At 57.5% G+C, this 21,977-nt stretch carries 18 protein-coding genes; 7 read left to right on the forward strand and 11 right to left on the reverse strand.

Features of this window, described 5'->3' with window-relative positions; translation table 11 throughout:
• Positions 1 to 11: 11 nt before the first annotated feature.
• Positions 12 to 1,781, reverse strand: coding sequence for a DegV family EDD domain-containing protein (locus HY751_13110; GenBank protein MBI4667336.1), 1,770 nt, complete (start codon positions 1,779 to 1,781; stop codon positions 12 to 14).
• A gap of 30 nt (positions 1,782 to 1,811) precedes the next feature.
• On the reverse strand, positions 1,812 to 3,206 hold the full coding sequence (locus tag HY751_13115) for a B12-binding domain-containing radical SAM protein (protein MBI4667337.1): 1,395 nt from the start codon (positions 3,204 to 3,206) through the stop codon (positions 1,812 to 1,814).
• A gap of 118 nt (positions 3,207 to 3,324) precedes the next feature.
• Here HY751_13115 and HY751_13120 point away from each other — a divergent pair, with 118 nt between their 5' ends.
• Genes HY751_13120 through HY751_13145 form a run of 6 tightly spaced genes read left to right on the forward strand, consistent with a single transcriptional unit; the run spans position 3,325 to position 9,561 of the window.
• Complete coding sequence (locus HY751_13120) at positions 3,325 to 4,068, forward strand: acyltransferase (GenBank protein ID MBI4667338.1); 744 nt, start codon at positions 3,325 to 3,327, stop codon at positions 4,066 to 4,068.
• Entirely contained in the window at positions 4,065 to 6,680 is a 2,616-nt protein-coding gene (locus HY751_13125; GenBank protein MBI4667339.1) for a hypothetical protein, read from the forward strand. Before HY751_13120 ends, HY751_13125 begins: the two co-directional genes overlap by 4 nt.
• 52 nt (positions 6,681 to 6,732) lie before the next feature.
• Positions 6,733 to 7,596 (forward strand): HDOD domain-containing protein, encoded by an 864-nt coding sequence (locus tag HY751_13130; GenBank protein ID MBI4667340.1) that lies wholly within the window; start codon positions 6,733 to 6,735, stop codon positions 7,594 to 7,596.
• A 9-nt stretch (positions 7,597 to 7,605) separates the two neighbouring features.
• Positions 7,606 to 8,496 (forward strand): MBL fold metallo-hydrolase, encoded by an 891-nt coding sequence (locus HY751_13135; GenBank protein ID MBI4667341.1) that lies wholly within the window; start codon positions 7,606 to 7,608, stop codon positions 8,494 to 8,496.
• Positions 8,497 to 8,524: 28 nt separating this feature from the next.
• Positions 8,525 to 9,214, forward strand: coding sequence for a DUF502 domain-containing protein (locus HY751_13140; GenBank protein MBI4667342.1), 690 nt, complete (start codon positions 8,525 to 8,527; stop codon positions 9,212 to 9,214).
• A 5-nt stretch (positions 9,215 to 9,219) separates the two neighbouring features.
• Positions 9,220 to 9,561, forward strand: coding sequence for a hypothetical protein (locus tag HY751_13145; GenBank protein ID MBI4667343.1), 342 nt, complete (start codon positions 9,220 to 9,222; stop codon positions 9,559 to 9,561).
• A 12-nt stretch (positions 9,562 to 9,573) separates the two neighbouring features.
• Here HY751_13145 and HY751_13150 read toward each other — a convergent pair whose 3' ends face one another.
• From HY751_13150 to HY751_13175, 6 genes are all read right to left on the reverse strand, one after another.
• Positions 9,574 to 10,809 carry an ATP-grasp domain-containing protein gene (locus tag HY751_13150; protein MBI4667344.1) on the reverse strand — a complete coding sequence of 412 codons (1,236 nt, stop codon included), beginning with the start codon at positions 10,807 to 10,809 and terminating at the stop codon, positions 9,574 to 9,576.
• Positions 10,806 to 12,170, reverse strand: a complete 1,365-nt coding sequence (locus tag HY751_13155) for a sigma-54-dependent Fis family transcriptional regulator (GenBank protein MBI4667345.1) — start codon at positions 12,168 to 12,170, stop codon at positions 10,806 to 10,808. Before HY751_13155 ends, HY751_13150 begins: the two co-directional genes overlap by 4 nt.
• Positions 12,167 to 13,753, reverse strand: a complete 1,587-nt coding sequence (locus HY751_13160) for a TolC family protein (protein ID MBI4667346.1) — start codon at positions 13,751 to 13,753, stop codon at positions 12,167 to 12,169. The genes HY751_13155 and HY751_13160 overlap by 4 nt, the downstream gene beginning before the upstream one ends.
• The gene (pilB, locus tag HY751_13165) at positions 13,750 to 15,969 is read right to left on the reverse strand and encodes a type IV-A pilus assembly ATPase PilB (protein MBI4667347.1); all 2,220 of its coding nucleotides are present in this window, start codon (positions 15,967 to 15,969) and stop codon (positions 13,750 to 13,752) included. Before pilB ends, HY751_13160 begins: the two co-directional genes overlap by 4 nt.
• A 189-nt stretch (positions 15,970 to 16,158) precedes the next feature.
• The gene (locus tag HY751_13170) at positions 16,159 to 17,313 is read right to left on the reverse strand and encodes a hypothetical protein (GenBank protein MBI4667348.1); all 1,155 of its coding nucleotides are present in this window, start codon (positions 17,311 to 17,313) and stop codon (positions 16,159 to 16,161) included.
• A gap of 89 nt (positions 17,314 to 17,402) precedes the next feature.
• Positions 17,403 to 19,340 carry a PAS domain S-box protein gene (locus HY751_13175; protein ID MBI4667349.1) on the reverse strand — a complete coding sequence of 646 codons (1,938 nt, stop codon included), beginning with the start codon at positions 19,338 to 19,340 and terminating at the stop codon, positions 17,403 to 17,405.
• 187 nt (positions 19,341 to 19,527) lie between these two features.
• Here HY751_13175 and HY751_13180 point away from each other — a divergent pair, with 187 nt between their 5' ends.
• Positions 19,528 to 19,992 (forward strand): transcriptional repressor, encoded by a 465-nt coding sequence (locus tag HY751_13180; GenBank protein ID MBI4667350.1) that lies wholly within the window; start codon positions 19,528 to 19,530, stop codon positions 19,990 to 19,992.
• Between the two features lie 20 nt (positions 19,993 to 20,012).
• Here HY751_13180 and HY751_13185 read toward each other — a convergent pair whose 3' ends face one another.
• Genes HY751_13185 through purE form a run of 3 tightly spaced genes read right to left on the reverse strand, consistent with a single transcriptional unit; the run spans position 20,013 to position 21,947 of the window.
• Positions 20,013 to 20,900 carry an exopolyphosphatase gene (locus HY751_13185; GenBank protein ID MBI4667351.1) on the reverse strand — a complete coding sequence of 296 codons (888 nt, stop codon included), beginning with the start codon at positions 20,898 to 20,900 and terminating at the stop codon, positions 20,013 to 20,015.
• A 19-nt stretch (positions 20,901 to 20,919) separates the two neighbouring features.
• Positions 20,920 to 21,420, reverse strand: coding sequence for a hypothetical protein (locus tag HY751_13190; protein ID MBI4667352.1), 501 nt, complete (start codon positions 21,418 to 21,420; stop codon positions 20,920 to 20,922).
• A gap of 26 nt (positions 21,421 to 21,446) precedes the next feature.
• On the reverse strand, positions 21,447 to 21,947 hold the full coding sequence (purE, locus tag HY751_13195) for a 5-(carboxyamino)imidazole ribonucleotide mutase (protein ID MBI4667353.1): 501 nt from the start codon (positions 21,945 to 21,947) through the stop codon (positions 21,447 to 21,449).
• Between the last annotated feature and the right edge of the window lie 30 nt (positions 21,948 to 21,977).

Raw genomic sequence — 21,977 nt, forward strand, 5'->3', positions numbered from 1 at the left:
ACAGACCCGCTCTAAAAACAGAACACCCCAAGAGCCCCCGGTCCAACATGGGAGCCTAACACCGGCGAGACCCGGCCGGTGAGGGGAGATTCCACCCCCAGCCGTTCTTTTATAATGGCGATAACCTGGTCCCGGCTGTCCATGTCGTCCGACCAGGCGACGGCCACGCGCCCTTCAAAGCCGGGCCGGGAGGCGCGTTCCTCCAGCAGTTCCACCAGTTTTTTCATCATCGCCTTCCTGCCCAGTGCCGACCGGCATGACGTTGCCTTTCCATCCTTGTATTCAAGGATGGGTTTCACCCCGAAAGCATAGCCTATTACCTTCTTGGCGGTTCCAATACGCCCGTTTTTGGAGAGATATTCCAGCGTGTCCACCGTGAAGAAGGTGGAGAGTTTCCCTTTTATCCCATCCAGCCGCGACAGAATGTCCGTAACCGCGGCTCCGCTTTCCGCCATGCGGGCGGCTTCCACAACCATCATCCCCAGTCCCAGCGAAACATGGCCCGAATCGTAACTTATAACCTTTCCGCCGCCGAACTCGTCCCCAAGCCTTTTCCCGGCCTGGTAGGCGCCGGAGAGGGTGGAGGATATGTAGATGGCCAGGACCTTGTCGCAATGGGGGATGAGGTGCTCCAGCGCCCGGATGAAATCGCCCGGGGCCGGAAGGCTGGTGCGGGGTAAAGATCCGTCCCGCCGAAGGCGGTGATAGAACTCGTCGGCGGTGATGTCCATCCTGTCGCGGAAAGACTCGTCGCCGAACATCACCTGGAGCGGCGCCATCTCCACGCCCAGCTCTTCGAGCAGAGCCAGGTCCAAGTCGCAGGTGGAGTCGGTGAGCATCCCGATGGCCTTGAGCGCCCGTTCCGCCCCCGCCAGCTGGCCGCTTTGGGCCACCATGTCGTCCACCTTGGTCTTTATAAGCTGGCCCAGGCCGCCGAGGTAACTGAACACTTTGGGCGGGTCGTTGGTGTGCACATGTATTTTCAGCAGGCCGCTGTCGCAGGTTACTATCACCGAGTCCCCCAGGGAAGACAACTGGCCGCTTATGTCGCTCCTTACGAATCCGCCGCCGCTTACAAGCCCCTCCACGCAATAACGGAACTTGATATCCTCCGGCTTGGCGCGGGCGAATACGCGCCTGATAGGTTTTAACGCCGCGCCCCATTCCCCCTTCATGTAGTTTAACGCCCCTTCCCAGAACAGCAGGAACCCATGGGCGCCGGAATCCACCACTTTGTTCTCCCGGAGTAGCTCCATCTCCCCGGTGGTCTCGTCCACCGAGTGGCGGGCGCTTTCCACCAGTTTCTCTATGGTCACCCGCATGTCCTCGATATCCGTCTGGGCTTCTTTGAGCCTGTCCACAGCCTTGCGGATGGTGGTGAGGATGGTGCCCTCCTTCGGGTTTGTAAGGGCCGCGTAGGCCGCCTGTTTGCCATGGTCCATCGCTTCAATGAACCCGCCGGGGCGGACAGACTCCTCCTCTTTTAGCTTCAAAAACATGCCGTGGAAGAATTCCGAAAGTATGATGCCGGAGTTACCCTTGGCGTCCATACGAAGTTTTTGGGATAGCGTGCGAAGCACCTGGCTTAAGGAATCGCCATCGGAGCCCTCCAGCGCCTCGGCGGCTTTTGTGAGGGTGTGGGCCATGTTCGTGCCCGTGTCGCCATCGGGCACGGGGAACACGTTAATGCTGTTGAGGTAGTCGCGGGACTCGGAAACCCGCCGCGCCCCCGCAATGAAAAGCTCCCGGAACCTTTGTCCGTCCAGCGTATCCTTGGTCATGGCGTCACGCGATGAAGGGTCAATGGAGGCTCACACCCCCATGGCCAGTTTTCTGATAGGTTTTTTAAGCTTGTCCATCATCCTTATAAGCCGCTCGCCGTGGCGCGAGTAGTACATCTTGTAGATGAGCGCTTTTTTAAGCGACTTCTCCCGGTACACGTTGAAGGCGAAGTTCCTGTAGCAGTCCAGGATGTCCTCCCGGGTGAACTGGGGCATGGTAAGCGGCGTGTCGGTCCTGGAGATGAAATCCTCGTCCAGAAAATCCGGGCTCAGGAAACCGGCCTCGATGGATATGCGGTGAAGGGCGGTGCCCGGGTAAGGGTTGAATATGTAACATACAAGGCTGTCCGGCTCTATCCTGCGGTTCACCTCCACGGTGTCCATATGCATCTGGCGGGTTTCATGCGGGAAACCCACGATGTTGTAAGACTTGGTCTTCAACCCGGCCTTCCTGGCGTCGGCGAAAGCCTGCACAATTTTCCCGTTGGTCATCTTGCGGTTCAGCACTTTTCTGCGCAATTCCTCACTGCCCGACTCCACCCCCATGGCCACCCTTGTGCATCCGGCGTCGGCCAGGTTTTTGAAAGTGTCGTAATTGGCGCTTTCAACCCTGGTGGTCACCTCGAAAGGCAGGTCTATCTCCCTTGTGTACGCGTCGCAGAAGTCTTTAACGTACTTTCTGTCTATGGTGAACACGTCATCGGCGAAGAAGATGTTTTTCACCTTGAACCGGGTCACAACGTCCTTTATCTCGGCGATGCCGTTCTCCACGCTCCTGAACCGCACGTATTTGCCCTCCTGCAACCTGCCCATGGCGGGGCTTCCGCAATAGTTGCAGTTATAGGGGCAACCGCGGGAGAGCATGAAGGTGGCCCGGTCGTAATCCGAGTCCACTATCTTCTGGTAGTCGAACATGTCCCGGTCGCCGAATGGTATCTGGTCCAGTTCGTGGATGAAATAGCCCGGAGGGTTTTTTATGAGCGACCCGTCGCTGTTTCGCGCCCACACGCCGGGGATGGTCCTGTAATCCCCCCCCTTCTCCAGAGCTTCCACAACTTTTAAAATTACCGTTTCCCCCTCGCCCACGCATATGGCGTCCAGCCCCTCGGCGTTTTCCAGGAACTGGGGATATAAGGAGGGGTGGGTTCCGCCCGCTATTTGGAACACTCCCGTGGGCCTCACCATGGCGGCCAGTTTTTTCACATGGCGCACTTGTGAGGAATCGGTGGTGTAGCCTACGATGTCCGGCTTGAAATCGCTTATATGTTTGAGGAGCCCTTCCGGATCCCACTGGTCGAACATATAGCGCAACTGGGTCTGGTGGCCCGCTTTCTTCAACACCGACGATAGGATGCCCAGGCCGAAATGGTAGCTTTTGGCCCCGCCCTTCACGTTTATGTCGGTATAGACAAACAAAACTCTCATGCTTTATCCTGTTTATTCGCCGATGGAAGGTTATCCATAGGATAATCACATCTTAATTTAACGTAGGGTTTAATGCAATTTTTAACGGACGCAAGCGGCGTTGGGGAACATAGGCTGTATGGATCCCTCCGATAAGCTGAACATACAGATTCAGCACGAGTACCGGGGCAAAGGCAAGTCGCGCCTTGAACAGTACCAGGACCTGGTGGTGGGTAGCCGCTCCATATGGTTCCTCATGAAGTTCGAGCTTATTACCCTGCTTTTTTCCCGGATTCCCGGGGCGTTGGGGCTCATCCTGCGAAAAATATTCTATCCCTTCATTGTTAATAAAGTGGGGCATGGGGTGGTGTTCGGTGTGGACGTGTCCCTGCGGCATCCTCAAAAGCTTACAATTGGCGAACGGGCCATTATAGACGATGGCGTTCTTCTGGACGCCAAGGGGGCAGATAACAACGGCATCAGCCTGGGCGCCAACAGCTACATAGGCCGGGGCACGGTGTTAAGTTGCAAGGAGGGGGATATTGTAATAGGCGACTACGCCAACATATCCACATGGTGCAACATCTCGTCCAACTCCAAAATAATAATAGGCGAGAAAACCCTGCTGGGGCCTTATGTTTCCATCTTCGCCACCAGGCACAATTTCGACCGGCTGGACGAGGCCATACTGGACCAGGCATGGTCCAGCAAGGGTATAACCCTGGGCGCCAACTGCTGGCTTGGGGCCAAGGTGACGGTGCTGGATGGGGTCACTGTGGGGGACAACACCGTGGTGGGCGCCGGGGCGGTGATTAACGCCGATCTGCCGCCAAACGTGGTGGCCGTGGGAATGCCCGCCAGGGTTGTACGGGAAAGGAAATGACCCAAAGCCCGGCAAACCGCCCAGCCAGGCCGTTTTCGGTTTTTGCCCTCTTTTTTCTCATCGGCCTGTTTTTTTCATGGCCGCTGGCTGGAAACCTATTCAATTCCATTCCATACGCGTATATTCCCGCGGCGGAGCTTTTAAAATCGAAGCTTATCCAGGGAGACCATCTTCAGTTTTACTATCATCTGGGTCTGCTCAAACACGCCGCGTTGGGGCATATAGAGTGGTTTACTAACCCTCTGGAATTCGCCACGGAATACCAGAGTAAAGGCTTTTACAGCTATTTCATGCCGCTCTCGTTTCTTTATTTGCCGTTCACTGCCGTTTCAACGCCACTGGCCTACAACCTGTTCCTGCTGATAACGTTCGCTCTCGGCGGGCTGGCCATGTATTTATGGGCGTGGCAGGTTACCGGCAACCGGTTTGCGGCGCTTATGGCCGGGGTGGTGTTCAACTTCGCGCCCATAAGGCAGGTGGAGCTTTTTGGAGGCCATCCCGCCGGATTCGCCATATTCATGGCCCCGCTGACCATGTATTTTTTTGACCGGGCCATGGCCAGCCGGAAAATCGCGCAGGGCGTTCTGGCGGGGCTTTGCGCGTTCCTGCTGGCGTTCCAGTATCTCCAGTTCGGTTATTACATGCTGATGTTCCTGATTGTGTACATCCCATGGATGGTCTGGACATCCACAACAGGCTCAGGTTTGAATTATAAAACGGCGCTCCGCGCTTTTGCGCCAACAATGGCCCCGTTCCTCACGGGTTTGGCCGGGGCTGTCGGCTGGATGTACTACTTCAAGAAATCGGCCGTGAAAGAGGCCGTGTTCTCCGCCGGGCGCACCATGGACGAGATAAGCCTTTTTTCCCCGAAACTTTCTTCCGCGTGGGATCCGGACACGGATTTCAGCGTTTACATCGGCCTGCCGCTTCTGATGGTAGTAGCCGCGCTGGCCCTGGGCGTGGCGGCGTTAAAGTGGAAGTCCAATTCGATGAGAGACGCCATTTTCTTCAGCGCCGTTTTCGTGTTGGCGTACATCCTCTCTTTCGGCGTAACGCTGAACGGGATTATTCCGCTGTACACGGTGTTCTATAAATATTTCCCTTATTTCAACCTTTCCCGCACCCCCGCCAAGATGATGCTGGTGTCGCTTATGTCCATCGCCATGCTAACGGCGGTATTGGCGGCATGGTCCATAGAAAAAGAGCGCTGGCGACGGGTTGCGGGAGTTGTCCTGATCGCCTTCACCCTTGTGGTAATGGCGGACTGGCGCCCGGCCAGAGGGGTGGGGATGTGCGTCCTTGACGAGGGCAACGCCATATATAAAGATGCGGCTCAGCGAGACGGCGGGAAAATACTGAACCTGCCCATATGGCCCGGGGAAAGCTCCTGGGAGTCTATCTATCAGTATTACGCCATATCCAGCGGGGCGCCGATGATCAACGGCTATTCCCCCCTGGTGTCCAAACGGTACGCCGAAAACGTCTTCATGCCCCTCTTTTCATTAAACGCCGGGGATGTCACCCAGAAACAGGCCCACCTGTTGAAAGAGCTGGGGGTGACAAACATAATATTCCACGAAGAGGCATATCCGCCCAAGGTGTCGGCCTATCCGGCCGGTCTGGCTGTGGCGAGACTGGCCAGGTCTCCCTATCTAAAGCTTGTGAGGCATGAAGGGCCGTTATGGCTTTTCGAGCTTTCGCCGGAGAGTGGGGAGGGGAAAGCGGAAACCATTCAGGTATCATCCCCGGTGGGAGTGTTTTACGAAGCGGAACATCTGGCCCCTATTGGGGGAAAACGTGTTGAGGATAAGCGAGCCTCTGGCGGCATTGCGCTTTTGATGGAAAAAGCGGAGCCCGGCAATCCCGCTGGCATAATAAACGCCGGGCCGTACAGGACTTTTCCGTCCGGAAAATATACGGCCGTGTTCCGCATGAGAACCGTTGACGGGATCCCGGCGGAGGCCCCGGTGGCCAAACTGGACGTGGCCGCCGATGAGGGACGGACAATTGTAAAATGGCGGAAAGTCAACGGCGCCGAGTTTGGCCAGGATGGCGGGTATCAGGATATACAGCTGGAGTTTGAGCTTGCCCCCGGCGGCGCATGGCAATTGGAGTTTCGCGCCTATCTTGCGGGGAGCGCGCCTGTATGGCTGGACAGCGTGTATGTATTGCCAGCCGAAAGGGTTGACCCCCAGTTTGAATTCGAGGCAGAAGAGCTTTTCCATACGGGTGACGCGATAAAAGATGAAAACGCCTCCGGAGGTCTGGTGGTGCGGGCGGAGCCGGGGAAAGATCCCATAGGCCCAATGGTTTTCGGCCCATGGCGGATGTTTGAAGCGGGGGACTATTCGTTACGTGTTTATATGCGCTCAGAATGCCCTGCCGGAATCCAGGGCGGCGCAGGCGTTTCCATCCACAAGGGTGGAGAGGGTAAACTGATAATGAAAAGTGATACGCCGCCCGCGGGTCAGGCTGGCAGTGGATATGGTGAAACCGCCCTTAAGTTCCACCTGGACGAAAAAGGGCCGCTGGAGTTTAAGGTGGTTTTTAGCGGAGCCTGCGCGGTGATGGTTGATAAATTGCGGGTTGAAGCTGATAAAACCTCCAATTGACCCTGTATGTTACAATGGCCAGCTTAGAGAGATCATAGGCGCGGATAATAAATTGAGCAGGCTGGAACAACAACAGATCCTCGAATTTGTGGACAAGCTCCCGGGTTTTTCCCCGGCGGCGCTGAAGATAATATCTTTGGCCAACAATCCCAACACTTCCCCCACGGAGTTGGTAAACGCCATAAGCATGGACCCCATGCTTACCGCCAAGATGCTCAAGCTTGTAAACTCGGCCTATTTCGGTTCGCGCGGCGTTGCCTCACTTAACCGGGCTGTGATGCTTCTGGGTTTCAACACGGTCAAGAACATATCCTTGTCCCTGGCGGTGGTGGGGGGCATCCGTGTGCGGGGCGAGTTCAAGTGGTTCACCAACGACCAGTTCTGGGAACATTGCCTGGCGTGCGCCATAGTCACAAAGAGCCTGGCCAAAAAGATGAATGTGGGGGCGCTGGAGGTTGAGGAGTTTTTCGTGGCCGGCCTGGTGCACGACATGGGGCTGGCGGCGCTGATACAGAAAATGCCCAAGGAGATGGGGGATATTTACGACCCGTCCTATCAGCCCGAGCGTCCGCGGCACAACGTGGAGAAGGAAATGCTGGGTTTCTCCCACCCCGAGCTGTCCGGGCTTATCGCCCGGCGGTGGAAATTCCCGCCATCGCTGGTGGCGGCCATCGAACATCATCACGACCCTCTCGCGGCGCCCGAGGAGCATCGCAGGCTGGCCGCCGCGGTGCACCTTGCCGACAGTGGTTGCCACTCCCTAAAAATAGGTATTCAAACCGAGATAAATATTGGTAATATCACAAAAGAAGAACTTGCCGCCGCCGGGCTGGAGCCGGACCAGGTTGAAGAAAGCCTGGTGGGCCTGCCGGAAGCGGTGGAAGGCGCCAGGTTCTTCCTAGAGAAGGTGGACTAAAAAGCAGTCATGCAAATCCAGTTTTGGGGGGTTCGAGGCTCCATTCCCTCACCTGCGCCGGACACGGCGCAATTCGGGGGCAACACACCATGTGTTGAGGTTCGCAACGAGGGGGAGCCGGTCATAATACTGGACTCCGGCACTGGCATCCGCAAGCTGGGGATGGAGATAATGAAAGACCCCTCGGTGCGGGAGATACACATTCTCCTCTCCCACACCCATTGGGACCATATTCAGGGCCTCCCCTTTTTCGCGCCTCTGTTCAGCCCCAAATACACCATAAAACTATACGGCCCCGTCCATTACTCCAAGAACCTGGAGCAGATTTTAAGCCTGCAGATGGACTATACCTATTTCCCCGTGAGGGTAGAGGAGCTGGCGGCCAACCTTTCTTTCCACGACATAAACGAGCAGGAACTCACCATCGGCAAGGGTGTCAGCATAAAGACCAAATTTGTGAACCATCCTGTGGTGTGCCTTTCATACCGCATTACCCACAACGGCAAGTCTTTCGTTTATTGCACGGACCATGAGCCGTACAGGAACCTTTTCGATGACGGAGACGAGCTTAACCGCGAAGAGGGCAGGCTTGTGGCCGAAGAGCAGACCGAGGCGCTGATAAGGTTCATGGAAGGCTCAGACCTTCTGTGCATGGACGCCCAGTACACGCCGGAGGAATACCGCACAAAGATAGGCTGGGGCCATTCCCATGTGGACTACACTTACAGCATGGCCAGGGAGAGCGGCGTGGGTGAGCTGGTGCTGTTCCATCATGACCCGGACAGGACCGACTCGGAGCTCATGAAAATCCTCAGCGGCCTGCAGGACCGTTCATGGAGCCCTGTCAGCGGCGCCGTCCCTGTCCGCCTTGCCAGGGAGCGGCTGGTAATCACGCTGTGATTCCCCCCAGTAGCTGGCTCACCGGCCTATGACCTCCGTCGCCCACAGCATAAGAAGGATATTCTTCACCGGGCTTCTGGTGAGCCTTCCGCTGGTCATTACCATATTCATATTCAAGTTCGTTTTCGAGTTGTTCGACGGCCTTTTAGGGCCGGTGGTGACAACGGCCATCAGGATAATGGGCGCGCCCATACCTCCCGATTTCCGCATACCAGGCATAGGCGTGGTAAGCACCATCGCGGTGATCTTTTTCATCGGCCTGGTGTCGGCCAATTACCTGGGCAGGAAACTGTGGGACATGGCCGAGACGGCTTTAACCAAAATACCCATAATCCGCTCGGTGTACATCGCCGCAAAGCAGGTGATAGACACATTTTCCACCAGCAACGGCGCGGCCTTCCGCAAGGTGGCGCTGGTGGAGTACCCGCGGAAAGGGATGTTTTCGCTGGCGTTTATAACCGGAACCACGCGCGGAGAGGTGGCCCAGAGGCTGGGCGGGGAGATGGTGAACATCTTCATCCCCACCACGCCCAACCCCACCTCGGGATTCCTGCTTATCCTGCCCAAAGAGGCTGTTATTGAACTTGACATGGCGGTTGAGGATGGCGTTAAGATGATCGTGTCATGCGGGCTGGTTGTGCCCCCCACCGCTGGGGCTATTGTGGAGGGGAATCGCTCCGCTCCTTCTGACGAGCCCGTTTCTAATGGAAGTGTTTAAAGAAAATGTCTGGGAAGTTTTGCGTACAAATAATCTCTAAAAAGGCTGGCTCAGGCCTCATTAAAAAACTGGCCGCGGGGTTCGAGGGCGAAATTAAGGCGGTGGTGGACGTCAAGCGTTCCATCATCGCCGCCGGTTGCGAATGGCACGACGAGGCGCGGGACATGCTGGTGAAGAACGGCTCCGACTCCGACGATTTGTGGGGGGCCAGGGTTTGCGTGAAAAGCGGAGACATCATCTTCAAATCGCAGATAAACGAGGGCAGGGTGGGCGCCGAGAAAAACGAAATTTGCGACCAGGAGATCCGCTCCGAAGTGGAGTCGGTAATTAGGCAGTTGCTTATCTAACCCCGGCCGTCTTTATATCGCTCCTTCGGCCGCAAGCCTGGCTCCGTTGATGATCATCTCCCGTTCTTCCGGTCCAGCGCCAATTATAACGGCGGAAAGCTCCTCGCCGCCCGTGTCCATGGGCAGGGCTCCCCGTTTGGTTAGAGGGTTGAACGCAAACTCACCCAAAACCTCCAGCCACCGGGCCGCGGAGAAAACTTTTCCCGGGGCCGGTATCCTCACGCTGGCTCCAAGCCCAGTATCAGCCATCACCATCGGGTCGCCAGTCAAGGCGCGGTTTACAAACCAAAGGGCGGCTGTGGAAGTGTTGTGCCGGGCGTTCATCTCCACAGCGTAAACTTTCCGGGTCTGGCCGGTCACAATAAAATCCACTCCCACCACGCCTCTTAGCCCCAACAGCGCCGCCTCCCTTGCCAGGTGATGGCCCTGATCCAGAAGCTCCGCCCTCACGCGCCCGTCGGGATGGATGTCGAAAAGGTTGCCCGTATGTTTTAAATCCGCGGACATCACCTGGGCGCTCTGCCCGAAAAGGATTGCTTCATTGTCTGTGATGTAAAACTGCAGGTTGGGGCTTTCCTCCACATCCATAAGAGGCTGGAGCACATAAAGGCCGCCACCTTGCCGCTCCACACGGCTGGCCAGCGCCAGCTTTTCATCGGCGTCTCGCGCTATAAACACCCTGGAGCCGCCGACGCTTTTCGCTCCTCGGACGATGATGGGACCACCGTTCCATTTTCTTATCCGGGACGCCACCGCGTCGCTGTTGCCTGAATAGGAAGGGATGAACGGCATACCCATGTCTTCCAGGAGGCGCAGGAAGAAAGCCTTGTCGTTCAACAGGTCCACCACTGCGGGATTGGTGAATCCGCCACGTTTGCCCGCCATATCCATAATCCTGTTTTCAACCGGACCCATTATGTATGGCTCCACGCCCCCTTGCCAGCGCCGGATAAACTCCATGACGCCGGGGCTTTTTATTACGTCATCGGCCAGGGAAGCGCCTGCGGACACTTCGGGGGTAAGGATATCGGCCCCGCCAGCGCCGAGGGAGCGAAGAAGGCCCAGATAGTTTTCTTCCACCTGCCCATCCAGGATTACCGGGTCTTCCGGCCCCGCCATCAGGAGCGCCCGGCGCGAAAGGCGTTTTAAAGCCCGCTCGAAATTAAGGTAGTCGCTGGACTTTTCCGGCCATATCTCCCTGCCCCGGGTGAAATGCACGCTGGGCAAGTGAAGCAAAGGGTTTCTCAATTCTTGCCCTTCCGCCTGTAGCCGGATGGATCCACTCCCGCCGCTTTCATTTTTGAATAGAGGGTTTTTCTGTCCAGCCCGGCCTGTTGCGCAACAGCGCTTATGTTCCCTGAGAACCTGGCAAGTAGCGACTGGAAATAGTTTCTTTCCACGGCGATCAAGGCTTTCTCGCGCATCTGCCGGTAGGGCAGGGCGGCCAGGCCCTCCTGCGCTTCGCTTTTTACCGGCAGGGTTCCAAGTCCTACGTCGGCCTCCCTTATAATTCCATCTCTGGCCACTATCACCGCCCGCTCCATGGCGTTTTCCAGTTCGCGCACGTTGCCGTCCCACCGGGCGGCGGCAAGTTTGGCCATGGCGGCCGGGTCTATGGAATGGGCGGCCCGGCCATGCCGGGCGGCGTATTGTAACAGAAAATGCTCCGCCAGAGCCGGGATGTCCCCGGGCCGTTCCCGCAGGGGCGGCACATGCACCGGGAATGTGTTGATCCTGTAATAAAGGTCCCGCCGGAACCTTCCTTCGGCCACGTCGGCGGCCAGGTCCCGGTTGGTGGCGAAGATAAGCCGGATATCCGTTTTTATAACGGTGTTGCTTCCCAGCCTTTCCACCTCGCCTGTCTCAAGCGCCTTTAAAAGCTTCACCTGGGTTGCGGGGCTTATCTCGCCGATTTCGTCCAGGAACAGGGTGCCGCCATGGGCTATCTCGAACTTGCCCGGCTTTTCCCGGATGGCGCCGGTGAAAGCCCCCTTCTCATGCCCGAATAACTCCGATTCCAGCAACGACTCGCTGAGGGCGCCGCAGTTGATGGTGACAAACTTCATTCCCCCTCTACGACTGAGCTTGTGCACCGCCGCCGCGATAAGCTCTTTGCCCACACCGGTCTCGCCATGGATTAGCACCGCCGAGTCGGTTCCCGCCACCGAGCGTATGGTTTCGTAAAGGCCCAGCATTTTCTCCGCCCGGCCGATGATGCCGCAGAAGTCCCGCTCTTGCCCTGCCCCGCTTCCGGCCATGGCGATGGCCCGTTCCAGCGTCTCGTCGGAATAGGGTTTTGTCAGGGCGCAAATGGCCCCGGCGTGGAGGAAGGTTTTTTCCAGCGCCTCGTCGGCCCCGCCAAGAAGGATGACTATGGGCGACCCCGGGGATTTGGAGCGGATGTGGGCCATTATGTCAGTAGGGCCTGGTGTGGGAAACCTGGGGTCCGCGAAGATTATGTCAAACCGTCCGGAATATATCTCCAGCCTGTCCACCTCCTGCCATGCGTAAGCGGCCCGGGCGGCCCACCCGAGTCTTTCCAGCTTACCGCGAAGGCTTTCCACGGCATGCCTGTCCAAATCCACGATAAGGGCGGAACCGGCGTTCATGGCGCTTCCAGGCTAAGCTCTACCCCGGCCTTAGCGAGAGCCAGCCCTACGGCTTTCCAGTATCTGGCGGCGGCTTTCCGGGCTGAACCCTGGGCCAACAGTTCCGCGGCGCGCTGGGCCACCAGTTCTTTCTGGTATTCGAGGACAGCGAATGGCGTTGTGGCCCCGGCCTCCAGTTTTTTTGTTTCCCCGTCCAGCCGTTTTTCCGCCAGTTCCCGAGCCGCCCTGGCCGCCACTGTCTGTTTTAATCCCGAAGCCAGATTGCGCGCCGCCTCGCGGACCTCCAGCGCCGCGTCACGCCGGGCCATTTCAAGCCTGGTTTGCGCCGCCTTCAGGTTTAACCCCGCCAGCGCCGCCGCTGATGACGCCCCCCGGGAGTCCAGCGGGAGAGAGAATTTAAGGCCCACCATGTAATCGTAGTAATTGCCCGAAACCACATCCGACACAGAGTCGGAAAAACCTCCATTGAGCGGCGACAAAAGCTCCCCCTCGCCGGTGAGGCTCGTTACTGGGCGCGCCTCTCCCCGAAGGCCGGAAAGATTTACCGTTCCCACCATGTCCAGCCCGGGCAGGGTTTGGTTGTTGCGGTATAAAAGCTCGGCCCGCCGGTTCTCCACCTCCATTTGCGCCGCCAGGATATCCGGCCGCAACGATAAAGCCTGCTCCAGCGCCTCCAGGCTCTCTTCCGGCGGGCTTTCCGGCTCCGGGGCTCCTCCAGGTTCCAGCGTGGTATCCCACCAGGCTGGATCTTTTCCCCGGGAACCCATGAGCTTTATCAGGTTGTCGGAAGCCCCGCAGTATGAGTTTTCTGCGGCGATAAGTTTCTCCTCCCAGGAGGCCACCGAAGCCTGGGCGGCGATGATCTCGATGGGCGCCAGCGCCCCCGCTTTCACCTGGGCGGTCACCCGCCGTTCCAGGTCGCGCGCCCTGTCCAGCGCCTCTTTTTGCGCCTGAACGTTTTCCTTTTGATAAACCAGGTCCCAGTACGCTTCCTGGGTCCTGGTCACAATGTCGCTCAAGGCGGTTTTAAGCTTGTAGAACGCCATGTCCCGCTTGGCCTCGGCGGAAGTGATGCGCCACCGGTTCACGGATATGCCCGCGTTTTTAAGCACCGGTTGGGTAAGCTCCAGCTTTAATCCCGCGCCGTAAGAGGGATTGAGACTCTGGAATGAGGAGTTGGTGGTTTCCCTGGATGTTGTGGCCGCCAGCTTGTACTGGGTACCCGGCTGGGCCTTGCCGGATATGGAAATCTCGCCGCTTTGAACGTCTTTTTCAACCACCGCCGGGTCGGCGAAAACGGAGGAGCTGGGGGTGGCGCTCTTTCCCGCCGCCGCCTCCGCCCCGAACTGCGGATCGAACTCGGACAGGGCCGATACCAGCTCGGTTCCCGCCGCCGCCGAGTTTATCCATTCAAGCGTCCCGTCGAAATTCCCGGCCACCGCCTCGGTTACGGCCTGGGATAGCGTGATTTCGGTGATGCGGGCGGAACCGGCCAGGGCTGGCCCAGGCCAGGTAAAGGCCGTTATAAGGCATAGGCGGGCCGGAAAAAGAAAAACCGCCGGCCATGAAGACCGGAAGGTCATCGGGGCGCCCGCTCCGCGATTCTGGCCAGCCGTTTGTCAGCCTCGTTCAAGCGGCTCACCAGGGAGTGGATTATCTTGAGGGCTATCTCGGGGTAGTTCTCGATGGTCTGTTTAAGCTTGTCGCCCGGGAATACTTTCACCATGCTCTTGCCCTTGGAGCGGATGGTGGCCGTGCGCGGCTGGTCCATCAGCGCGCTCATCTCGCCGAAATATTCGCCCGGTTGTGAGATTTCCCCCACCACCCTGCCGCTTTTGGTGATGATAAGGTGGCCCTGCAGGAGCTGGTAGAAGTTCTTGTCGGTGTTGCCCTCTTTTATTATCAGGTCCCCATCTTCGAATGTCAGTTCGTCCGGGTTGAGCAGGTAGGCCGGGAGCGCTTCTTTCACCAGCACGGTCTTGGCCAACACTTCCTCCAGGCTGGTCATGCCCAGCCGCGCCTTATCCAGCGCGTCCATGCGGAGGGTTTTCATTCCTTCCTTTATGGCTATCTTCCGCAGGGCGGCCTCCTGCACTTGGGCCGTTATGGCCTCTTTCACCGTCTGGGAGGCCTCCAGCATCTCAAAAACACCCAACCGGCCCTTGTATCCGGAGCCGTTGCATATGGTGCAACCCTTGCCCTTGTACAGGGTGTAATGGGGCACCTCCTCCTTGGCTACGCCCGCCTCCAGCAGATCCTGCGGATTGAAGTCGGTGACTTCAACCTTGCAACTGGCGCACACCCGGCGCAAAAGCCGCTGGGCTATGACAACCGTAAGCGCCGAGGAGATCATGTAACCGGGTATGCCTATGTCCAGCAGGCGGCCTATGGTGGAGGCGCAGTCGTTGGTGTGCAGGGTGGAGAACACCATGTGGCCCGTCATGGCCGCCTTTATGGCTATCTCCGCCGTCTCCATGTCGCGAACTTCGCCCACCAGTATCACGTCCGGATCCTGCCGCAAAAAAGCCTTTAGCGCCGAGGCGAAGGTAAGCCCCACCTCCGGCCGCACGTTCACCTGGTTTATGCCGGTGAAGTTGAACTCCACCGGGTCTTCTGCGGTGAGTATCTTCACGTCCGGTTTGTTTAGTATGTTGATGCCCGAATAGAGGGTGTTGGTCTTGCCGGAGCCTGTGGGCCCGGTGACCAGCACAAGCCCCTGGGGCCGCCGGATAAGCTCCAGGAACCGCGTCAGCATTTTTTCCGTGAAGCCCAGCTTCGTAAGGTCTATCTGTAGCTTGCTCTGGTCCAGCAGGCGGAGCACCATGGATTCGCCGAATAGCGTGGGTAGCACGTTCACGCGGAAGTCTATGGATTTGCCCCGGCCAAGCTTAAGCTTTATCCTGCCGTCCTGGGGGCGGCGCTTCTCAGCTATGTTCAGGTTGGACATTATCTTCAGCCGCGAGATCAGGGCGCCCTTGATGGTCAACGGCAGGTTCATGGCCCGGTGCAGGGAGCCGTCTATCCTGTACCGCACCTGGAAGCTTTTTTCGTATGGCTCTATGTGAATGTCCGAGGCCCCCTGGCTTATCCCCTTGAGCAGGATGCCGTTGACAAGCTTTACTATGGCCGCGTCGGCGGAGTTGTAAAGCTGGTCCTTGTCCTCGTCTTCGGAGGTGGAGTCTATCTCCACCTCCTCGGTGGCGTCGGATATGATCCCTCCGATGTCGTCGAACTTTTCGAATATCTGCTTGTCGTCCCCTTCGGGCTTTTCCTCATGCACCTCGCCGGCGGTGGCCAGGGCGGTGTAGTCTTCGCTGGAGATGGCGTAGTATTTCTTGAACGCCTCCAGCAGGTCCCGCTCGGAGACCACGGCGGGTTTTATGGTCTGCTTTACATGGGAACCCACCTGCTCCAGCGTGGCGTAATTGGTGGGGTCTATCATGGCCAGCCGCAGGTTCTTCCCGTCGGAGCGGATGGGGAATATCAGGTTGTCCCGCGCCATCTCCCAGGGAATCATCTTGATGGCCTCGGCGTCCGGCTTTTCGTCTTCTATGTTAGTGATCGGGATGGCGAGAGACCGGGCGATGAATTTGATTATGGTCTCTTCATCCAGGTACCCGAGCTTCTGGACAACCTTGCCTATGCGGGCGTTGGCTTTCTTCTGGTACTCTTCAGCCTCTTTTAGCTGGGACCGGGTAATCTGCCCGTCCTTGACCAAAAGCTTTCCCAGCACCTCGGAGGAAGCATCCTCCTTAACGCTTTTTTTGAAGCTGGTCTTTTTTTCCGCTATTTCAGCCATAGTCCGGTGATGTTATAAAACACGCCATCAAAGCAGGGAAAACCGGAAGCGCACGCTCCGCCCCATTTAATTATAAAAACTTAGGAGGCCCCAGTCTATGAATTATATTTGAATGGCTTGAGCCAGCGGGCCCTGGTTTATAAGGATGGACATTTAAAATTGGCGGCGGGATTTTAACGAGGCTCTTTATTAATTGCCCGCCCAAATAAATTTTACGGGTTTGCCCTGCTTTTCGATAAGCACGATATCGTAAGGCCAGTCTTTCTGCTGAGGAAGGTTTTGGGCCTCGACAGGAGCCCATTGGCGCACCACCACCTCCACGGTCTTTTCCCGCGCCACAACCCGTTCCACTCCTATCCGGTGCCCTTGCGCCGGTTTTTCTCCGGCGAAGACCGCTATAAGGCTTACAGCCTCGAAATTAAAGGGTGGCGACGTTTGTTCGTTGATGTTCAACTCGGCCAGGAGTTTGGAGTAATCTTTCCCGTTGTCCACCAACGTGGCCCTGGGGCCTTTGATACCCGATGGATTGGCGTTGGGGAGCGTTGTCGGGTTGAACCTCAGGATAAGCCCGCTCTGCGCGCCATCCTGGTCATCCCAGTGCATGTAATATTCCTCCGGCGTGTTGCGGACTATCTCCGCCACCGCACTGTCTATACAGACTCTCGCCGCCTGCTCCGCGCCTGTTCCCTGGAATCCACCTAACCCCACCGGCACGCGCGACCAGCCGCCGCCCACGCCCCCCACTATGCCACCGCCCCAGTCCTGGGTTCTGCCTTCAACAGAATTGGCGTGGACCACCCTGCCGGTGCGGGCGTCCACTATCTTGATGTCGGTGGTGATGTAAGACTCGGTGTAGGTGACAGCGCCTATGGGGGTGTCTCCCTGGTTGTTGGCGTTTATGGCTATGGATGCCCCCAGGGTTAACGCGCCGATAAGGATTCCTCCGGCCCCGAAAGCGTCTTTCTCAAAACCGGTGACGGCCCCGAACACCAGAAGCTCAGCCCCTTCGATCTGACCGGTTTGCGCCGCGGTGGCTTCCGATATCCGGCCTGCGGCGGCGAAGTCCTGCTCGTTGATGACGGCGTTGAGATCCTGCCGGTCCAGCATTATGAAGCGGTTCGTATTGAACAGGGCGGTGGTGAGCATGTCGGCCATGCCCTCGCCCATGGAGCCTTCCAGCTTTCCGCCGGTCTTGTCCACGAACTTCACCACCGACAACCTGGCCTTGGGGCCGTTGTAACGCTCTTCCATGGCCTGGGCCATGGTTGGGCCGCCCCCTCCGCGAACCGTGGCTGTGGGCGCCGTGGCGCAGGCGGAGGTGAAAGTGAGAATCATGGCGGCCATCGCCGCCGAAAGCCTAAGCCTGGGTTTCATATCTGTCGTGAACCGGTTGACGCCTTTTACCTAACGAGTTTAGCACCAAACAGGCCCGGTCACATTATGAACCGGCCAACGCGGGGGATGAAATCGCTCTCCTCCACGGGTTTTGTTAGGAAGTCCGCCGCGCCCAGGCGGAACACCTGTTCCCGGGTTTCCACGTCGCTGTCGGAGGTGATGACAATAACCGGCGTATCCTTGAGCTTCGGCATGTCCTTGATCCGCTTTAACAGCCCCAGTCCATCCAGGCTTGGCATGTGGACGTCGGATATAATGAGGTCTGGCGTTCTCTCTTCCAACAGCTTCAGGGCGAGGTCGCCGTCTTCGGCCTCCACGGTTTGCGCCCCCATCTTGCCCAGGTGGATTCTCAGGGTTTGCCGCATCACGTCGCTGTCGTCCACTATCAGTATGAGGGGCTGGGACGGCCCCATGTCCATGCAGAAAGACGAGCCTTTACCCGGCTCAGACTCCAGCTGGATGGTTCCACCGTGGGCTTTCATGATGTCCATGCAAAGCGGAAGCCCGAAGCCCGCGCCCCTTTCCCCCGAGGAGCCGGAAGTGCTGGTTTTTGTCTCATGGCGGAAAAGGTCCGGCTTCAGGGATTCGAGCACCCCCGGCCCCGTGTCCTTGACGCACAGCAAGTTTGGGCCGGGGGAGTGGATCACCACCCTGTCCCCCTTGGCGCAGAATTTCACCGCGTTGCTGATGAGGTTTAAAAGGACTTCGTGGATGAGCGCCATGTCCCCGTAAATCTTCAAGGTTTCCGGGATGTCCACATTTATGGAAATGCCCTTGCGCTCCGCCTGGAACGATACGGAGGCGGCGGTGGCTTGGGCCAGCGCCCTGGCGTTTACCAGCCTTCGGTTGAGTCTGATCTTTCCCATGTTCATCCTGCTGATATTCAGCAGTTGGTCGGTCATTTTCAGAAGGTCGTCGCAGGTGTTCAACGCCCTTTTCATAAGGGTGGCGCGGTCTTCTTCGCTCATGGCCGGTTCCCCAAGGATAAAATTGAGGATGCCGATAACCGTAGCCATCGGGGACCTTAAATCGTGAGACACGAGCGATACGAACTTGTCCTTGAGCATGGTGGCGTCTTCGGCCAGTTCCTTGGCCTGTTTCAGCTCCGCCTCGGCCTTCTTCCTTTCGGTCATGTCCCGCCCGATACCCTGTACCCCAACCGGCTTGCCGTCGCTCCATATCAGCCTGGTGGAAAGCTCCACCGGTATCCTCTTCCCGTTTTTTGCCACCACCTCCAGTTCGTACAAGGTGGAAATGGCTTCGCCCTTGAGCTTTTTCTGGATGCTTTCCGTGGTGGTCTTTAAATGTTCCGGAGGCACCACCATGGAGATGCTCGAGCCGATAACTTCATCCTCGCCAAAGCCCAAAACGTTTACGCATGCTTTGTTTATGGTGGTAAAACGCCCCTCCAGGTCGTGGGAGTAAAGCAGGTCGTTGGCGTTGAGGAAAAGGTCTTTATATTTCTCTTCGCTGGCTTTCAGCGCCGCCTCGGTGGCCTTGCGCTCGGTAACGTCCCTGGCCACGCCGAAGATCTCCTCTTCGCCCCTGGCGTTCTTTATAAGCATACCCTTGAATTCCAGGATGAGGACCTGGCCGCTCTTGTTTCGTATCCTAAGCTCGTTTACGGGCGGCGCTTCCATCTCCTGTACCCGCTGGAGGTTTACCCTGGCCTTCTCCATATCGTCCGGATGCACCAGCCCATTGAAATTTTTTCCGATCCATTCCTCTACCGGCCAGCCGGTGATCTTATGGAATGCCGGGGTTAGGGAGGTGAAAATCCCGTCCCTTGTCATGGTGTAAACGTAATCCCGGAGGTTTTCAAGAATATCCTTGTAGCTGTCCAGCCGGTCGTTGAGCCCGGTGTTTTCATGGCGAACCTGCTCCAGCTCTTTTTCCAATGACTCCACGCGGGCGCGCAGGGTTTTGGCCTCTCCGTCCCCCCGGTGGCCGGACAACAGCTGATCGAAAATAGGCATGGTTCTTCTCTGCCGGACGGCCCGGCTTAATCTATTGGTGATTTGGATGGATGTAGCCCGTAGATTCTATCCAAACGCCCATTGCAGGTCAACGCCTCGTGTTGACAATGGGAATCAATTGAAATACGCTGTGCATTGGCGGTTGAAACTTATCATCGAAACGCGGAAAGGGAGCGGCGCTTAAAGGATGTCCAGGGTTTCCTCAGGCGGACAGTGGCTGAAAAGGTATCACGATTTCCTTACCCGCAACGGATTGAAATCCACCATCCAGCGGGACTTGATCGTGGAGGAGTTCACCCGCTCCACGGGCCACATAAGCGCCGACGAACTGCATTTGAAGCTCCGGGCGGGACACCCGTCCATAGGCCTGGCCACCGTTTACCGCACATTGAAAATACTTTCCGCGGCGGGGCTGGCCAAGGAGCGCCGGTTTAACGACGGGTTGATAAGATATGAATTCGCCGGTCCCGACGGCGGGCATCACGACCACATGGTGTGCCTGACCTGCGGGAGGGTGGAGGAGTTTGAGAACGAGGATATCGAGGAGCTTCAGCGCAAAGTGGCGGGGCAACATGGATTTAAAATGACCGACCACCGGCTGGAGATATATGGCCATTGCGCCCAATGCGCCTCCCGCCGGGAGAAAGCCTGAAGGGTTAAGCCCGCCCGTTATTAATTGGCGTTAAGCCGCTCCACGATCTCCATGATCACGTCGTCGGCCTTGTCGGAGGCCACTCCGCACGATCCGGCCCCCGCATGGCCCCCGCCGCCGTATCCGGCCAGAAGGTTTCCCACGTCCACCGCGCAGGTGCGGTTTAAGATGCTGTGGCCCACGGCTATGGTCACCATCCCCTGGGGGCCGCCGTAGAATACCCTCACGGAGACATTGGCGGTGGGGTACAGCGCGTATACAAGGAACCGGCTTCCCACGGGCGTCTCTTGCAACGGGCGGAAATCCGTCACCACCACCGCGCCGTTGATGTAGGAATGTTTTTTGAGCTTTCCCTCAAAGTCTATCTGCTGTTTGTAGAACTCCCGGGTCCGGTCTTTCACCTCGTCTATGGCCAGGATATCCTCAATGGGCAGTTCCCTTATCCATTCTATAAGCTTTTGGAAGAAGTCGTGGGAACTGCCGAAACCAGTGCGAGGGTCCACTGTATTTGCCAGTTTCACCCATCCTTCGGGACGCAGGATGTCGTTTAGCGTAAGTTGCGCGGAGTCTATCTTGTCCACATCGGCCATGAGCCCGGCGTAACGCTCCCACTGGGGCATGGCGTAATATTCATACACCAATCTGGCGCAGGAGGGGGCCAGCCCGTACCGTCCTTTGAAGCCCTCGGGGCGTTGTTCCCTGTCCATCTCCGATATGTGATGGTCGAACCACATGCCGCAGGAGGGGTGGTAAGGCAGGTTTACTATTATGTCTTCGCCGGTGACCTCAACTATCCGGTCCTGCATCTGCTTTGGATGCACGAAACGGACACCGTCTATCTTTTCGGCTTCGGTGAGCAGGACACAGCAAACAAGCCCGTCGAAATCACCTCTGGTGATTATTTTCATCTTGGCCCTTCCCGCAAAATCATTTCAACCCTATCCTGTGCCCGCATCGGGATACAACCGTAACGGCCCCCGCTTTATCCAGAAGGCCCATGGCCACCCGGAAACGGTTCGGCCCGATAACAGCCCCGCAAAGCGGGCATTGCGCCGTTTCACCAGCGGAGACAGCCATTATCGTTTCGGCCTCTTTATGCCCTTCCCAGCCTATAATGTCGCCCCGGATTTTAACCGCCATCCCCGGCCCATACCGCCGCCGGGTTTCCGCCGGTGGTTTTCCGCCCCTATATATGTCCCGGGCGGTAAGCGTAAACTCGACCCCGGCGCCGCTTTCCACTTCCGCCATATCCATGATGGGTGGCGCCAGGAAAACCTTTATAAAAAGGTCCCGCCAGGTTTTGCCCCCGCTGTCTGGCAAAAGCGCCGCTCCGTCATATATAAAACTCCCCCCGGTCTTTATGGATTCACGGCCAGCCTGGTTTATCACCGTCAGGCCCATGTAAACTATCTTCCGCTCCACAGGCATAGCCGCAATCCCGGTCGGATGGATACCTATTTACCCGTCCTTTGTTTCTGAACGCGCCCGTCGGCCTCTTCCACCTCGGCGGCGATTTTTACCCGATAAGCCTCAAGCTTTTTGCGCAGACGTTTGTTGGACAACGCCATGATTCGAACGGCCAGCAATGCCGCGTTCTTTCCCCCGGCTTTGCCTATGGATACCGTGGCCACGGGCACCCCGCCTGGCATGTTTACCGTGGACATCAGCGCGTCCATCCCGTTCAGCGCCCCGCCGCCCATGGGAATGCCTATAACCGGAAGAACGGTTTCCGCCGACACCACCCCCGCCAGATGGGCAGACATGCCAGCCCCGGCGATGATAACCTTTGCCCCCTCGGCCTCCGCCCGTTTAACCAGCGCCCGTGTCTTTTCCGGAGTCCTGTGGGCGGAGCAGATGTGAAGCTCATAGGTGACGCCCATTTCGTTCAAAACTTTTTCGGACTCCACGGCCGTATCCATGTCCGACTCGCTTCCAATCAGTATCAGAACGTCCATAGCCCCTTTTCCGCCCTCTGTTTTTTATGG

The organism is Nitrospinota bacterium, from assembly GCA_016208975.1.
Lineage (GTDB): Bacteria > Nitrospinota_A > UBA7883 > UBA7883 > JACRLM01 > JACQXA01.

Coding starts and splice junctions, on each gene's coding strand:
- HY751_13180 (MBI4667350.1), top strand. CDS start 19,528: ATGTCCAGGGTTTCCTCAGGCGGACAGTGGCTGAAAAGGTATCACGAT.
- HY751_13120 (MBI4667338.1), top strand. CDS start 3,325: ATGGATCCCTCCGATAAGCTGAACATACAGATTCAGCACGAGTACCGG.
- HY751_13190 (MBI4667352.1), bottom strand. CDS start 21,420: ATGCCTGTGGAGCGGAAGATAGTTTACATGGGCCTGACGGTGATAAAC.
- HY751_13145 (MBI4667343.1), top strand. CDS start 9,220: ATGTCTGGGAAGTTTTGCGTACAAATAATCTCTAAAAAGGCTGGCTCA.
- HY751_13160 (MBI4667346.1), bottom strand. CDS start 13,753: ATGACCTTCCGGTCTTCATGGCCGGCGGTTTTTCTTTTTCCGGCCCGC.
- HY751_13135 (MBI4667341.1), top strand. CDS start 7,606: ATGCAAATCCAGTTTTGGGGGGTTCGAGGCTCCATTCCCTCACCTGCG.
- HY751_13175 (MBI4667349.1), bottom strand. CDS start 19,340: ATGCCTATTTTCGATCAGCTGTTGTCCGGCCACCGGGGGGACGGAGAG.
- HY751_13125 (MBI4667339.1), top strand. CDS start 4,065: ATGACCCAAAGCCCGGCAAACCGCCCAGCCAGGCCGTTTTCGGTTTTT.
- HY751_13115 (MBI4667337.1), bottom strand. CDS start 3,206: ATGAGAGTTTTGTTTGTCTATACCGACATAAACGTGAAGGGCGGGGCC.
- HY751_13155 (MBI4667345.1), bottom strand. CDS start 12,170: ATGAACGCCGGTTCCGCCCTTATCGTGGATTTGGACAGGCATGCCGTG.
- HY751_13140 (MBI4667342.1), top strand. CDS start 8,525: ATGACCTCCGTCGCCCACAGCATAAGAAGGATATTCTTCACCGGGCTT.
- HY751_13185 (MBI4667351.1), bottom strand. CDS start 20,900: ATGAAAATAATCACCAGAGGTGATTTCGACGGGCTTGTTTGCTGTGTC.
- purE (MBI4667353.1), bottom strand. CDS start 21,947: ATGGACGTTCTGATACTGATTGGAAGCGAGTCGGACATGGATACGGCC.
- pilB (MBI4667347.1), bottom strand. CDS start 15,969: ATGGCTGAAATAGCGGAAAAAAAGACCAGCTTCAAAAAAAGCGTTAAG.
- HY751_13110 (MBI4667336.1), bottom strand. CDS start 1,781: ATGACCAAGGATACGCTGGACGGACAAAGGTTCCGGGAGCTTTTCATT.
- HY751_13170 (MBI4667348.1), bottom strand. CDS start 17,313: ATGGCCGCCATGATTCTCACTTTCACCTCCGCCTGCGCCACGGCGCCC.